The 305-nt window shown below is 56.4% G+C and carries 1 tRNA gene; it reads right to left on the bottom strand.

The window, feature by feature from the left end:
- Positions 1-110: 110 nt before the first annotated feature.
- Positions 111-197 (bottom strand) — tRNA-Leu (locus tag OGW13_RS00745).
- Between the last annotated feature and the right edge of the window lie 108 nt (positions 198-305).

The following is a 305-nucleotide window of genomic DNA, read 5'->3' as shown; positions in this document are numbered from 1 at the left end:
GGGGGGGGACTTGAACCCCCACGTCCGTAAGGACACTAACACCTGAAGCTAGCGCGTCTACCAATTCCGCCACCTTCGCACAGTTATCTTACTTTTTGATATCGCCTCGTTGGTGCGAGGGGGGGGACTTGAACCCCCACGTCCGTAAGAACACTAACACCTGAAGCTAGCGCGTCTACCAATTCCGCCACCTTCGCCCAGTGCGAGCAATATCAACGTGGTTTATGGTGCGAGGGGGGGGACTTGAACCCCCACGTCCGTAAGGACACTAACACCTGAAGCTAGCGCGTCTACCAATTCCGCCA

This window comes from Citrobacter sp. Ca225, from assembly GCF_030337175.1.
GTDB lineage: Bacteria > Pseudomonadota > Gammaproteobacteria > Enterobacterales > Enterobacteriaceae > Citrobacter_A > Citrobacter_A amalonaticus.
This window is presented reverse-complemented; position numbering and strand designations above follow the sequence as displayed.